The organism is Sulfurimonas sp. (genome assembly GCF_019429335.1).
Lineage (GTDB): Bacteria > Campylobacterota > Campylobacteria > Campylobacterales > Sulfurimonadaceae > Sulfurimonas.
In genome coordinates this window covers 15,489-29,491 of the sequence record NZ_JAHYJB010000010.1, presented here as the reverse complement: position 1 = coordinate 29,491, position 14,003 = coordinate 15,489, and the positions used below count along the sequence as shown (strand labels likewise).

At 39.1% G+C, this 14,003-nt stretch carries 14 protein-coding genes; 3 read left to right on the top strand and 11 right to left on the bottom strand.

Annotated elements, in window-relative coordinates:
- Position 1 precedes the first annotated feature (1 nt).
- The gene (gene luxS / locus K0A91_RS05495) at positions 2-508 is read right to left on the bottom strand and encodes an S-ribosylhomocysteine lyase (protein WP_295008785.1); all 507 of its coding nucleotides are present in this window, start codon (positions 506-508) and stop codon (positions 2-4) included.
- Positions 509-675: 167 nt separating this feature from the next.
- Here luxS and K0A91_RS05490 point away from each other — a divergent pair, with 167 nt between their 5' ends.
- The 3 genes from K0A91_RS05490 to K0A91_RS05480 are packed head-to-tail and all read left to right on the top strand — an operon-like array spanning position 676 to position 3,972.
- Positions 676-2,634 carry a methyl-accepting chemotaxis protein gene (locus tag K0A91_RS05490; RefSeq protein WP_295008784.1) on the top strand — a complete coding sequence of 653 codons (1,959 nt, stop codon included), beginning with the start codon at positions 676-678 and terminating at the stop codon, positions 2,632-2,634.
- Positions 2,615-3,193: a CheB methylesterase domain-containing protein gene (locus K0A91_RS05485; protein ID WP_295008782.1), complete on the top strand. Its 579-nt coding sequence runs from the start codon at positions 2,615-2,617 to the stop codon at positions 3,191-3,193. Before K0A91_RS05490 ends, K0A91_RS05485 begins: the two co-directional genes overlap by 20 nt.
- A complete protein-coding gene (locus tag K0A91_RS05480; RefSeq protein ID WP_295008781.1) occupies positions 3,193-3,972 on the top strand; it encodes a CheR family methyltransferase in 780 nt (259 codons plus the stop codon). The genes K0A91_RS05485 and K0A91_RS05480 overlap by 1 nt, the downstream gene beginning before the upstream one ends.
- Positions 3,973-4,254: 282 nt before the next feature.
- On the opposite strand, the gene K0A91_RS05475 is transcribed toward K0A91_RS05480, so the two are convergent.
- The 10 genes from K0A91_RS05475 to K0A91_RS05430 form a co-directional block, all read right to left on the bottom strand.
- Entirely contained in the window at positions 4,255-5,211 is a 957-nt protein-coding gene (locus tag K0A91_RS05475; RefSeq protein ID WP_295008779.1) for a thiamine pyrophosphate-dependent enzyme, read from the bottom strand.
- A gap of 10 nt (positions 5,212-5,221) precedes the next feature.
- Positions 5,222-6,445: a 2-oxoacid:ferredoxin oxidoreductase subunit alpha gene (locus K0A91_RS05470; RefSeq protein ID WP_295008778.1), complete on the bottom strand. Its 1,224-nt coding sequence runs from the start codon at positions 6,443-6,445 to the stop codon at positions 5,222-5,224.
- Positions 6,445-6,840: a 4Fe-4S dicluster-binding protein gene (locus K0A91_RS05465; protein WP_295008776.1), complete on the bottom strand. Its 396-nt coding sequence runs from the start codon at positions 6,838-6,840 to the stop codon at positions 6,445-6,447. The genes K0A91_RS05470 and K0A91_RS05465 overlap by 1 nt, the downstream gene beginning before the upstream one ends.
- Positions 6,841-6,850: 10 nt before the next feature.
- A complete protein-coding gene (locus K0A91_RS05460) occupies positions 6,851-7,408 on the bottom strand; it encodes a pyruvate flavodoxin oxidoreductase subunit gamma (protein WP_295008774.1) in 558 nt (185 codons plus the stop codon).
- A 151-nt stretch (positions 7,409-7,559) separates the two neighbouring features.
- The gene (locus tag K0A91_RS05455; RefSeq protein WP_295008773.1) at positions 7,560-8,219 is read right to left on the bottom strand and encodes an HAD family hydrolase; all 660 of its coding nucleotides are present in this window, start codon (positions 8,217-8,219) and stop codon (positions 7,560-7,562) included.
- Position 8,220: 1 nt separating this feature from the next.
- Positions 8,221-9,717, bottom strand: coding sequence for a peptide-binding protein (locus tag K0A91_RS05450; protein WP_295008772.1), 1,497 nt, complete (start codon positions 9,715-9,717; stop codon positions 8,221-8,223).
- A 144-nt stretch (positions 9,718-9,861) separates the two neighbouring features.
- Positions 9,862-10,251, bottom strand: coding sequence for a 30S ribosomal protein S9 (rpsI, locus tag K0A91_RS05445; RefSeq protein ID WP_295008771.1), 390 nt, complete (start codon positions 10,249-10,251; stop codon positions 9,862-9,864).
- A 10-nt stretch (positions 10,252-10,261) separates the two neighbouring features.
- Positions 10,262-10,684: a 50S ribosomal protein L13 gene (gene rplM, locus K0A91_RS05440; protein WP_295008770.1), complete on the bottom strand. Its 423-nt coding sequence runs from the start codon at positions 10,682-10,684 to the stop codon at positions 10,262-10,264.
- Between the two features lie 196 nt (positions 10,685-10,880).
- On the bottom strand, positions 10,881-13,595 hold the full coding sequence (locus tag K0A91_RS05435) for a RecB-like helicase (protein ID WP_295008767.1): 2,715 nt from the start codon (positions 13,593-13,595) through the stop codon (positions 10,881-10,883).
- 128 nt (positions 13,596-13,723) lie between these two features.
- A complete protein-coding gene (locus tag K0A91_RS05430) occupies positions 13,724-13,957 on the bottom strand; it encodes a VF530 family protein (RefSeq protein WP_295008766.1) in 234 nt (77 codons plus the stop codon).
- Positions 13,958-14,003 lie beyond the last annotated feature (46 nt).

Here is a 14,003-nt window from a genome sequence, read left to right as displayed (position 1 = left end):
GTTACTTTTCCAGTATTGACTCATCAAGTGCTAAGGCATCGTTATCCATTACGCCTATTCCGCGCTCTAAAACTGTTTTTGATATCTCTTTTGCATCACTAAGCGAGTGCATTTTATATGTTCCACACTGATAAACATTAAGCTCAGGAATATCTTTTTGCTCTTTAACTCCGAGAATATCCTCCATAGAAGCTCTCCACGCATCTGCAACACTTCTCTCATCGGGCGTGCCTATTAGACTCATGTAAAAACCTGTTCTACAACCCATCGGAGAGATGTCGATAATCTCTACATCTTTAGAATTCAAGTGATCTCTCATAAATCCTGCGAAAAGGTGCTCTAATGTGTGAATCCCCTCAGATGACAAAATCTCTTTGTTAGGCTGAACAAAACGCAAATCAAATACCGTAATATCATCACCCTTTGGCGTCTTCATACCTTTTGCGCGACGAACTGCAGGGGCCGGCATAATCGTGTGGTCAACTTTAAAACTGTCTAATAGTGGCATGTATAATTCCTCTTTTTAAAAATTGTTGCCATTCTAACATCTTTTATTTTACTAAAGGTAACAGGCAGGCAATTTCATGCGACAAATTATCATAAATTGTTATGTGTCAACGAAAACACAAATCCACCGTGTTAACATCCGTTTTTATATTAACAAAGGGGAAAGTAATGAACAAAATAAGCATAAAAGCTAGGCTGCTCTTTTTAACGACAATTCCATTGGTGGCAGTCTGTATACTCTCAATGATAATACTAACCAAGACATTTGACCAAAAGAGTTCCCTTGAAACAACACAAGAGAGAATCTTAGAGGTTGAGTCTTTAGCAAAAGCTATACACTACATGCAGATAGAGAGGGGGCTGAGCGTAGGGTATGCGGCAAGCGGAGGCAAAAATAACAGAGATGCAATTCCTCCTATAAGAGAGAAGGTTAACAGCGCGATTGCAGAGATTAAAGAGGTGTTTAAAAAAACGGGTGGAGACAGCTCTGTTTTAGAGAATATAAGCGATCTGAACCAAAAGAGAAGCTCTATTGATGCGCTAACTCTAAGCGCTCCCGAGATAGGAGCATACTTTTCAAAAAGCATTGTTGCTATAATCGACACTGCAACTACTATACCGTCTCACATGGATGTTATGGATGACAGAAACACTATTCAAGCATACACACATCTAACTTCAGCAAAAGAGCAGCTTGGACAAATCAGGGCAAACCTAAACGGTGCCTTTACAAAGAACAAGTTTTTGGGAAACACCTACTTCACATTTGGCGGCAATATAGGTGCATACAGAGTCAACCTGCGAAAATTTACGACACTTGCGCCCGATCATATAAGAAATTTTCACGAAGAGACATTTAAAGGCGCGATAGTAGAGGACACTATGGATTTAATGGAAGTTGCCATGTACAAAGGGATGGAAGGAGACTTCGGGGTTGAGCCGGAAATGTGGTTTAAATATTCTACCGCCTCTATCGAGCTGCTTAGAGATATCGAGCTTGAACTTTTTAAATATGTGCTTGCTTCAAATAATCAAAAAATTCACACTGCAAAAAATGAGATAATAGCAGAAGTGGCTTCCGTTGCAATTCTTATAATTTTCATTGTTGTATTTGCTCTCTACTTTATAAAAAATTCCATCTCAAGACCGGTGGACAGATTTAAAGAGACACTGCTTAACATCAGTGCAAATCGTGATTTGACTCTAAAATCAGATGAAGATTCACCTCTTGAACTTTCACTAATGGCAGCAAGTTTCAACTCGCTTATAACTACCCTAAAAGATTTGATAGATGTCTCCAAGCAATCTTCAAGCGAAAACGCTTCTATCTCACATGAGCTCTCAACAACAGCCATGGGAGTTGGAGAGAATGTTGAAAAATCGGTTCTTGTTATTGATGAAGCGACTAAAAAAGCAAACGGCATAAAAAATGAGATAGCTCAGGCAATCAGTGACGCACAGGAGAGTAAAAAAGAGATTATCAAAGCAAACGACAATCTTAATCTTGCACGCACAGAGATAGTAAATCTTACAAATAAGGTACAGAGTTCCGCTCAGCTTGAGATTGAACTCTCACAAAGAATGGAGACACTCTCTCATGAAGCAAACGAGGTTAAAAATGTTTTAGAGATTATCTCAGACATTGCGGACCAGACAAACCTTCTTGCACTTAATGCCGCTATTGAAGCTGCGCGTGCCGGTGAGCATGGAAGAGGATTTGCAGTTGTTGCGGATGAAGTAAGAAAACTTGCAGAACGTACTCAAAGAAGTCTGACTGAGATAAATGCTACTATCAATGTTATTGTTCAGTCTATTGTAGAGGTAAGCTCTCAAATGAGCAGCAACTCAGAAGATATTCAAAAGCTCTCAGAAAATGCAACTGATGTTGAGATTAAAATCAATGAGAGTGTATCTATAGTAAAAGATGCAGTAAGAGCAAGCGACAAAACCGTAAACGACTTTGAGAAGACGGGAAGAGATGTTGAGTTTATCGTCTCTCAGGTTACTCAGATAAACGAGATATCTTCTAAAAATGCAAGAAACGTTGAAGAGATTGCAGCGGCGGCAGAACATCTAAACTCTATGACTGACGATCTACACGCTAAACTTGAAACATTCCGCACTTAATAAAATTGTCCTAATAGGCGCCTCTACAGGAGGTCCTGGACAAATAGAAAAAATCATTAGATCACTTGGGCACCTGAGCGATACAACCGTAATAGTCGCTCAGCACATGTCAGTCGACTTTATCCCAAGTTTTGTAAAAAGACTTCAGGAGCAGAGTCTAAATCCACTCCTAATGGCAATGGATAACAGCACTATTGAAGCCGGCACGGTATACTTCTGTCATGGGATTGCAACAATCAAAAGGGAGGGTTATGAGCTAAGTTTTAAAGTCGAATCTTCCAAAGAGTACAAATACAATCCAGATATCAATTCGGTTTTTAGCTCATTTGTTCAATTTGCAAAAGAGATAGATATTTTGGCCGTTATACTTACGGGCATAGGCGATGACGGTGTTAAGGGATGCAAGCAACTAGCAATTGCCGGAGCTAGAACTATCACACAAAATGAAGAGAGCGCTATTGTTGATGGAATGCCAAGCAGAGCTAGAAAAGAGATTCCAAATATTGAAATCTCTAATATAGAGACAATAAGAGAGAAAATAGAGGGGTTTTGCAGCTAATGTTTAGTTTTTTAAAAAAGAGCAGCCCTGAGAAGGTAAGCGAAAAAAAAGAGATTGCAATGGAAGACTACAGAGATATATTGCCTATCGCGCAATACTTTAAAAACGAGACGGGTGTTACTTTTGACAAACAGACAACAATCTTAAATAGCAAAGTTACTACATTTTGCAGACAGATGTCCATCAGCTCTTTTAAAGAGCTCTTGAGTGCCATAAAAGATGACAAGAAGTTAAAACAATCCCTAGTTGACTACCTTACAACCAACGAGACATTTTTTTACAGGGAGTTTAAACAGATAGAGGAGCTTGTAGAGATTGTAAAAAATGAAGACAGAAGAGTTGAAATCTTGTGCGCGCCCTCTGCAACGGGCGAAGAGCCGTACAGCATCGTTATAGCCATGCTTGAAGCAGGCGTGATGCCAAGCAACTTCCACATAACCGGAATTGATATAAATTCAGACGCCATAAACAAGGCAAATATAGCAGTTTATAGGGAAAGAAACGTAAGAAATTTGCCACTACAAGTAATTGAGAGATATTTTATACAAGAGAGCGGCAACTATGTTTTAAAAGATGCTATAAAACAACATGCTACTTTTATTTTAATGAATCTTTTTGATCCTGCATTTAAAAATATCGGAAAATTTGACTTTGTTTTTTCAAGAAATATGCTCATTTATTTTGACCAAGAGACAAAAGTAAAAGCTAAAAAGATTTTGGAAAGTATGCGTAAAAATAGCAAACAAGATGTTTTCTTTGGACATGCGGATTTGTTTTAATAGAATGATTCAATAAGCCTCTTTCATAATCTCAGCTTGCTCACTAAGGCTTCACGGTGGGCACCCCGCAACCACTTCGTTTGTTGCGACCCTTCCGTTGCAGAGTCGTTTGCCAAGCATGAATTATGAAGAGCTTTAATAAATATAGAAAAAAGTTTTAAAAATAGTTTGCGGAAGTTTTAGATTTGGTGTGATTTGTGTTTTACTCAGACTAAGGCCATACTATCAAGTATACCGTGTCTGAGTTTGGCGCAAAGCGCGCCGAAGATAAAGCTTTTTAGTTTAAATCCTAGCTTCTTCGCGGCGTTGCAAGTGCGCCCACTTTTCATCTACGCGATCCTGCCACTCTTTGATTAAGTACTTATACTCATCTTTAAACAGGTGCTTGAAACGCCCTTGAGCAGCTAAATACTCCTCAACAGGGATAACATTTTTAGGTCTGTAGGTAATATTCAGCTCATGACCGTCAATTATCTCATATAGAGGAAATACGAGTGTGTCAGTTGCTAGATCTGCTAAATGCATAGTATCTTTAGGGTCGAACTTCCACTCCGTCGTACATGGAGATACGGCGTTGATAAATACAGGTCCCTCAACAGCAAAACCGTGCTGAATCTTCTTTACCATATCTCTCCACTTGTTCGGAGAAACTTGAGCAGCATATGGAATACCATGCGCAGCCATAATAGCCACCATATCTTTTTTATTCCTCTTCTCACCGTAACTAACACGACCTTGAGGGGACGTAGTTGCCGAGGAGCCTATAGGAGTAGATGATGATCTCTGTCCTCCGGTATTTGCATAAACCTCATTGTCAAGAACAATATGCATCATATTATGCCCTCTCTCCATACATCCAGAAATCCACTGAAAACCTATATCGTAAGATGCGCCGTCTCCCGCAAAAGATACGAATTTAGGATTGCGGTCAGGTTGCTTTAGGCGCCCTTTTTTCTTAAGAACTTTGTACATAGTTTCTGCACCTGCTACTGCTGTTGAGCCGTTTTCAAATCCGATATGAATCCAAGAAGCATCCCATGAAGTATATGGATAAACTGCCGTACAAACCTCTAAACAGCCAGTTGATGCCGACAGAATCAAGTCATCGTTTGTTGCATTTAACACTTCACGAACGATAATCGAGTGTGCACACCCTGGACATAAAAGACTAGCACCCTCAAAACGGTCAGCCGACGTCGAAAACTCTTTTAAATTTTTAATTTGTTTCATTTCGCTCACGGTTTTCCCCTTATAGATATGCCAGTTTCGGTCCACGAACACCGATAAACTGCTGTAATTTTGTAGTTACTTTGCCGGCATCAGCATTTGCCTGAAGCTCATTAAATAAATCTACTAAATGTTTTTTTGTTAAGTCACGACCGCCCAAACCATATATATAGCCTGATAAAAGAGCCTTTGTATCAGCGTTATAGAGCGCTCCTGCAATCTCATTAAATAGCATACCGGCCGCGCCGTTTGGAGATGAACGGTCAAGCACAGCGATTGATTTAACACCTCTGAGGGCTTCTGCTATCTCAAAGAATGGGAATGGGCGGATTACGCGCAAACCAACCACGCCTGCTTTAATGCCTTTGGCTCTCATCTCGAGAGCAACTTCGCGTGCAGTTTCAACAGAGGTACCCATACAAACAACACATACATCAGCATCGTCCATATCATACCTCTCTACTATGTTGTACTTACGTCCGCTTAACTTTTCAAAATCGTTAAAAGCAGCTTGAATTTTTGGTATAACTTTTGTCATTAAATCATTATGCTGGCGAGCTTTATGCTCAAAATGCCAATCCTCTTCAGTTTGAACACCGTGAGTTACAGGATGTTCAAAGTCAAGCATGTCATTCATCGGCTTGTACTCTCCAACAAAACCGTAAGCGGCGTCGTCACTCAAAGTATTTACGCCTTGTGCGGTGTGAGAAGTCATAAACCCATCTTGATGAACCATACAAGGAAGTCTTATCTCATGATCTTCACAAACTTTAAATGCTATAAGATTTAAATCATAAGCCTCTTGAGGAGAGAATGCGTCAAGCTGAATCCAGCCGCTGTCACGTCCCAGATACATATCCGAGTGGTCTCCGTTAACATTAAGAGGAGCAGCCAAAGCACGATTTACAACGTTTAATACTATCGGCAAACGCATACCTGAAGCTTGGTAGAGAGTCTCTACCATCAGAGCATACCCCTGAGAAGATGTAGCAGTTGCAACGCGTCCGCCTGCGGCAGCAGCACCGATACATGCACTCATAGCTGCATGTTCTGACTCAACCATAACAAATTCGCCCTCTACATACCCATCAGCAGTAAATTTTGCGTAACCTTCAACAATAGGAGTTGAGGGTGTAATAGGATAAGCTGCAACAACATCGACTTGAGCTTGTCTTAGAGCTTGAGCGGCAGCATAATTACCATCCCATACTTCCACATCTTTTAATTCCATTTTATCAAATGCCATTACGCTTCCTCCTCATCTTTTTTAGGCCAGTTTGCAATTACTGTCTCTTCTTCTGCCTGTTCTGGGAACATTAGAAGCGATTTAGGGTTTGTAGGACAAACCTCTACACAGATACCACAACCTTTACAGTGGTCCATATCTACACCAACAAGCTTTTTATCTCTTGAAATAATTGAAACATCTGGACAATATACCCAGCAAAATTGACAATCGATACAGTAGTCTTTATTAAATACGGGTTTAATAAGCCTCCAATCGGAAACACTTGCAGTATATGAACTGTTTTGTGAATATGCACGGTCCTCTTGTCTTGTACCTGCTATATCGTCTATCTTTCCGTCAAACGTGCGAAGCATAGCTCCGATTTCAAACTCATCCCATCCTTTTTTTGCCATGACCCGTTCCTTACTTTACTTCATCATATGCGCGCTGGATTGCAAACATATTCGCATCGATAATTTTTTGTGGTAATTTTCCAAGAACTCTCTTCATGCTCTCTTTAAAAAACTCTATGTCATACATTCCGGAAATTTTCATAAATGCGCCAAGCATAGGAGTATTTGGGATTGGACGCCCTATTGTCTCGTTCGCAATCGTGATACAATCAACTGTATAGATTTCTTTGCCAACTAACTTAGGCTGAACCTTGACAAGCTCATCAGTGCTCATGTGGGTAGTTATAATATACTTGGTATTCTCTTTGTGATTAACCGTAACATCACTTGTAAAAACAAGCGCAGGGTCAATTACAAAAACATAATCAGGTTCCATATATTTTTCATGATTCATAATTACTTTATCATCTACGCGGTTATACGCCGTCATGGCAGCTCCACGCTTTGCAGAGCCGTAAAATGCAAATGCTTGCACCTGCTTACCGGTTGTAGAAATAACATCTGCCAGACCTTTAGCGCCGGTTACCGCACCTTGTCCAGCACGACTATGCCATCTTATCTCTAGCATAAATTCTCCCTTTTAATTAATATTAAACATACAAGAACCACTAAGGACACTTCTAAAATCTATTAAGAGTTTTTAGATGTACCCTTACTCCTATTTAACACCTTATTCTAGACAAGTTGCTCTTAAATATAGCTTGATAATTTGCGCTTTTTTAAGAACTAAGAAAAGTGTGTTGTTTTTTCCTATCATGCAGATACGCTGCTGCTTCAAGCGCATCATTTAATATAACATTTGTAAACTTTTTTAATGTCTCCAAATTATCATATCCGCTAAGTACAGCAATGGAATTTATATTTGCATTTTTTGCAGAAATTAAATCTAATTTAGTATCTCCAATCATCCATATCTCTCTATTTTGTATGTCCATTTTTTTCAGAGCTTTTAGTATTGGCTCCTCATGTGGTTTTGGGTTATCTACGTCCTCTCTGCCAATTAGCACGTCAAAATACTCCATCAGTCCGAAATGCTCCATCAATATCCTTGAGTAAATCCCTGTTTTCGTGGTAACAATTCCAAGAGTTGCAAACTCTTTTGCAAGCAAAACAGCCTCTCTTGCATTTCTTAAAAGCTCTGTTTTTTGCGTTGAAATGTCGCGGTAATGTTTCTTATAAGTTGCTACAAAATCAGATATAAGCTCTTTATTAACCCCTAAATTTTCATACATAATATCAAGCGGATAACCGATAAGCGCTTTGATATCCTCATCCTTTTTTCGATTATGTTTATGCACATCAAAGGAGTGGTGAAACGACTCTAAAATTGCATCCGTAGAGTCTATCAGCGTTCCATCCAAATCAAACAAAATTATCAAACTATTTCTCCCATAATATGTAGTTGTGCCAGATTCCAATAGGAGCTGGCTCAATATTTTTTATATTCTTGCCGACCGTCGCAATTGAGTTTGGAATGTATAAAAAAAGATATGGGTTTTCATCCGTTATTATCTTAAACATCTCTCTCCAAATGTCAGAGAGCTTCTCACTATCTATCATGCTCTGAGACTCCTCAATCATTCTGTTTATCTCAGGGTTGTGATAACCTACCAGATTAAACCCGCCCTGCTTGTCGTTGTCGCTGTGCCAAAACATGTATGGATCGGGTGTTGGGGAGAGTCCCCATCCAAGCAAAACGGTGTCAAACTTATGAGGAAAAACAACCATATTTAAAAACGCCTGCCACTCCATTACCCTAAGAGTTACAATAACGCCGGCTTTTTTTAGCTGATGCTGAAGTATCTGAGCGGCGTAAGGTCTTATTTCGCTTGAGTTTGATGTTGCAATCTCAAATGTAAAAGGATTTTTTGCATCATATCCGGCTTCTGCTAAGAGCTCTTTTGCTCTTTTTAGATTTTGGCTTGGTGCCTTGACGCTCTCATTAAAAGCTTTTGTCCCAGGCAAAAATGGTCCCGTGCATACTTTTGCATGGTCAAAAAAGAGGATTTTAACAAGCTCTTCTCTCTCTATTGCCAAAGAGAGAGCCTCTCTTATTTTTGGGTTTTTAAACTTCTCAAGACGCAGATTAAATCCCAGATATGTGTATGACTGCGAGATATTTTCATAGATGTTAAATTTTTCAAAAAAATCGCTCTTTAACTGCCGCTCATACTGCATAGGTTCTATGCTTCCAACATCAAGTGCGCCAGACTTTAGCATCATAAAACGGGTCATGGGGTCTGCTATGACATGAAAAGAGATTGTGTCAATCTTTGCACGTCCCTCAAAATAGTCATCAAAGGCGCTAAGTATAATATTTTTTGAGTGCTCTAACTGATGAAGCTTATATGCTCCCGTGCCTATTGGATTGGTATTAAAAGATGAGTTCATCAAATTTTGCTCATTCTTTAAAATATGTTCAGGCAAAATCCCCATCATCCACGTCTCTAAAGCTTTAAAGTATGGCTCTTTATATATGACTTTTAGAGTAAATTCATCAACAGCCTCTACACTTTTTACAAACCTGAAATTAGCACTGTATGGCGAGCTTATTTTTGAAGAGACAAGAACCCCGTAGGTAAAGACAACATCCTTTGCGCTGAAACTCTCCCCGTCATGCCACTTGACATTTTTATGGAGTTTAAAAATAAGTGTTTTCTCATCCTCAAAATAGAACTCCTGCGCCAAATCTCCAATGATTGTGGATAAATCCTTATCGTACTTCACAAGTCCGTTAAAAAGAAAACCGGTAATCTCGGATGAGCTTGAGTCAGTAGCCAAAACAGGATTCAATCTTGAAGGATTTGCAGACGTTGCTAAATGAAGCGTAGAGGAGAAAAGATTTAATGATAAAAACAGAAACAGAATATAGCGCAAAATTACTCTTTTTTTGAGCGATTATACCAAAGTTACATGTAGCTAATTGTTAATGAAGCAGTTGTGGGGAGTTTTTTTAACAGTGCAAAAAGCACTGAAAAAAAGTTCTTGCGGCGATTAACGCTTTTTCCGAAGAAAAATAGATTAACGCTTAGAAAACTGGCGAGAACGACGAGCTTTGCGCTTGCCTGGCTTTTTACGTTCAACAACACGTGAATCACGAGTCATCATACCCTCAGGTTTTAGTATAGCTTTTAACTCTGGGTTAAATTTTACTAAAGCACGAGAGATACCGTGGCGAAGAGCGTCTGCTTGACCACCGAAACCACCACCTAAAGTAGTAGCTACGATATCAACCGATGTATCTTGTTTTGTTAAAGCAAGTGGCTGTTTAACACGAAGCTTTTTAGCTTCCAATCCACCTAACCATGCGTCTAATGAAAGACCGTTTATAGTAATACTGCCCGTTCCTGGAGCTAACCACACTTTTGCTATTGATGCTTTACGACGACCTGTTGCGTATATTTTTGCCATATGTCAATCCTTACTTAGCAAGTTGTGCAGAGTGAGGATGTTCAGCACCTGCATAAATTTTTAATTTTTTAATCATTTTAGCACCAAGCTTAGTTTTAGGAAGCATACCGCGAGTAGCTAATTTGTAAAGCTTCTCAGGATTTTTCTCTAAAAGTTCAGTCATTTTAGTACTTTTTACACTACCGAAGTAGCCAGAGTATGAAAAATACTCTTTGTTAGCAATTTTGCCAAGACCGTTGAATTTTGCTTTTGAAGCATTAACAATTACAACATAGTCTCCACAGTCAATGTTTGGAGTAAAACATGGTTTGTTTTTACCGCGAAGTATTGTTGCAACTTCAGTGATAATACGACCAAAAGTTTTACCTTCAGCATCAATCAAAACCCATTTTTGATTGATTTGTTCAGGAGTTGCAATTTTTGTAAATTTCATTCTTGAACCTTTCAAGTAATTTTCTTAACATCACATTTTAAATGCTTGTTTAATTGGCGAAAGTATATCTTCTTTTACTTATAAATAACTTAATTTTTGGTTTCTTTAAGGTTTATCTGTATGTGTACTTCCCCAAATCAAAAAAACACTAAAGAAATATTTTTTAATTATCAATCAATCTCAACTTTTTAAAATCTTATATATGGACAATTTTTACGCTGTCTTTCAGGAGATAACAGATGTATCCGCTGACCTCATCGCCGGTTATCTCTTTTATGGCATTAACATAAAATCCAACCTGAGCCAAATGCTCTGCGGAGTGTGAGAGCGCGCTTTTGTAGTCAATTACTCTCCAAGCGTTCTCGCCCTTTACCAAAAGGTCGATGTACTTAAGATTTTTTTTGTATCTTAGCGCTTTTTCTCTATAGCACTCACCGCTAACCAAAGAGATAAACTCCCCGTTTTGTAAAAGCAATTTTACCCTATTTTCTATATCTTCTATCTCAACCTCTTCTAGAGCATGTCCATATTTGTTTATCATCATATCTTTTGCGCTTTTTACACGTTGCTCTGTAAACTCGCCTAAGATTTCTAACATGTAGTGCATTGCAATGCCGAAGTTTATGGATTTGATATCCTCTTCTTTGGCTTTTTCAACCGCCAAAATATCGCTCTGCGTTCCATAATAAAGCTCTTTATACTCAAAAACATGAAAATCCGTTTTATCGCTGATTTTATTAGAGTTTGTCTTACATGTTAGTTTTCCGTATACTTCTGGCGCCAAATCCAAAATATCAAATATTGAGTCTTTTGACTTAAGAACAATTATAAGATTCTCTCTTGCTCTTGTAAATGCAACATATAGGGCGTTTAGGCTGTCTTCTCTTACCAGAGCTTTCTCTTTTAGGAGCGCCTTTGCGTAGTGCGCGTCAACCGAGTCTCTCCCTTTTATGCGGAGGTAGATATTTTTGAGTGCGATACCGTCATACTCATAGATAATAGCATCACGAGACGGCGGAGCTTTTTTGAGCCTGTCCATAACGATGACATGTTCATACTCAAGCCCTTTTGATTTGTGAACGGTAAGCACTCTAACACCGTTAAGCTCGGAAGCCGCCGCGCTCACATCCATTCTCTCATACTCAAAAAGCAGAGCTTCGATGTCGCTGTACCCTGCTATTGCGTTTAAAAATCTGATAATATTAAAATCAGCGCCAAAGAGCTTAAACTCCTCCACCGCCTCTTTTACTACATCCAATATCTCTATTTTGTTAAAATCAACCCTCTTTATAGGCCGTATATCCTGTGAAATAAGGGAGAAAAAATTGTACATGTAGAAATCTTGCCCGAAGTATTGATACTTCAGATACTCCAGTAGCGCTTTTATACTATTTTGGTTTATAAGCTTTGTCGTCGTCTCTGTCACAACCTCTATATTTTGTACGTGCAGAGCCCCCTCTACCTCTATGCCGTCGCTGTTTGTTGCACAGAGAACGGCTATCTCGTTAATATCTGCTCCCGTATCAAGAAGCCTCTTAACCTGAGTTACTATCTCTTGGAGAAGCTCATCGTTTTTAATAACCTCAACGTAGCCGCCGTTAGCCTCACTCCTAGAGAGCTGAGGGGTGTAGTTTTTTATCTTATCTTTAAAGGTGTTGTTTACAAACTCTATGACCTCTTTTTGTGAGCGATAGTTTGTTAAAAGCTTCTCTACATGCGTGGAGTTTTCTTCTCTTACCGTATCAAAAAGAGCGCTCACCCCGCCGCGAAATCTATAAATAGACTGCTTAACATCCCCGACAAAAAAGAAACTTCCGTTGTCAAAAATGCCATTTCCGGAGGTTATCTCATTTATCAGCGGTTTTAGTATCTCATACTGCAAAATACTGGTGTCCTGAAATTCGTCAAGCAGCATATGCTCTATCTGAGAATCCAGCCTGAAGTACAAAAACTCGCTGTCGTCAAGCAGGTTTAAAATCTCATATACAAGATATGTTACATCGCTAAAACTTAGCTCGTTGTCATCCATATAGAGCGCTTTTTTGCTCTTTGCATAGATATCCACAAGCTCTTTGATGGCAAAAAAGAAGTTCTGCTCTTTGGCACGGTTTTGATTTTTTACCGCCTCTTTTATCTTAAAGAGCAGATCATCCATCTCAGGGGTAAAACACTTTGAAAACGTTCTATAATTAAAGCTCTCCCTCTCCAACCACGCCTTTTCACAAAGCTTCTCAAAACTCTCTGCGCTAACACCATTTATAGCGGAGGCTGAAGCCTCTTTGCAGGAAGTTACGATTTTTTTGAGCTCCGACATGTAGGATAGCGCCTCCTGCTCAAACTGCACAGTGTTTTGCTTTTTAAAGCCGATATGCTTTAACTCTTGGAACTTTATATAAAACTCATCCAACAGCTCAAATATATCGGTAAGCCTTTTGTTTGACTGCAAAGAGAGTGTAATGAGCGTCTCTTTTTTGCCCGCCACACTTACCTCTTTTAAAAATCGCGAGAGAAGTTTTAGCTCATGCTGTGAGCTGAATGTTGAGAAGTCTGGCATCAAAGAGGCATAGAGTGAGAACTTTCTAAGAATCTTTGTAAAAAAGCTGTCAATCGTCATTATCTTCGTATGCGAATTTAAAAACTCATCTAAAACTCTTTTACGGTTAGAAAGCAGATACTCTCTTGAGAGCTCAGTAACCTTAGCTATCTCATCAAGCTCGCCTCTGAGTTCCAGCTCCTCTAAAGTTTGAACTATCCTCTCCTGCATCTCATTTGCGGCTTTGTTGGTAAATGTAAGAGCAAGTATCTTTGATGGCTCCGCACCCTTAAAAAGCAGACTGAGATAGCGCACGACAAGCATAAATGTCTTTCCGCTTCCGGCACTCGCCTCGTAGGCTAGGTTATTTATGAACACAATATCTCCATTTTATTATCTGATGTTACGCATTAAAACGAACTTGTCCGTTTTAATGGCAGGGACTAAAGTCCCTTGCAACCCCCTAAAGCTACTAAAAATAAATTTTTCGAGATTTACAATCTATTTTACGAACTTTTTTTGCACTCTCTGATATAGAGCTCTTCAACTTTTGTTCTTGCCCAGGGTGTTTTTCTGAGAAACTTCAAACATGAACTTATGGTCGGGTTTATCAAAAAACATCTGATGTCTATTTTATTCCCCAGCTCTTTAAACCCGTAACGCTCAACTAAAGTCTCCAAAATATGCTGCAGATTTACACCGTGCAACGGATTGTTCTTGTTTTTTTCTTCTTCACTCATTTTTTTCCTTTAGTTCTATTTTTAACTTAGATAGCTTTACTATCAT

Bases quoted from the DNA above. Each gene is read 5' to 3' on its own strand.
- rpsI (WP_295008771.1), bottom strand. From the start codon at position 10,251: ATGGCAAAAATATACGCAACAGGTCGTCGTAAAGCATCAATAGCAAAA.
- K0A91_RS05470 (WP_295008778.1), bottom strand. From the start codon at position 6,445: ATGGCATTTGATAAAATGGAATTAAAAGATGTGGAAGTATGGGATGGT.
- K0A91_RS05460 (WP_295008774.1), bottom strand. From the start codon at position 7,408: ATGCTAGAGATAAGATGGCATAGTCGTGCTGGACAAGGTGCGGTAACC.
- luxS (WP_295008785.1), bottom strand. From the start codon at position 508: ATGCCACTATTAGACAGTTTTAAAGTTGACCACACGATTATGCCGGCC.
- rplM (WP_295008770.1), bottom strand. From the start codon at position 10,684: ATGAAATTTACAAAAATTGCAACTCCTGAACAAATCAATCAAAAATGG.
- K0A91_RS05465 (WP_295008776.1), bottom strand. From the start codon at position 6,840: ATGGCAAAAAAAGGATGGGATGAGTTTGAAATCGGAGCTATGCTTCGC.
- K0A91_RS05430 (WP_295008766.1), bottom strand. From the start codon at position 13,957: ATGAGTGAAGAAGAAAAAAACAAGAACAATCCGTTGCACGGTGTAAAT.
- K0A91_RS05480 (WP_295008781.1), top strand. From the start codon at position 3,193: ATGTTTAGTTTTTTAAAAAAGAGCAGCCCTGAGAAGGTAAGCGAAAAA.
- K0A91_RS05490 (WP_295008784.1), top strand. From the start codon at position 676: ATGAACAAAATAAGCATAAAAGCTAGGCTGCTCTTTTTAACGACAATT.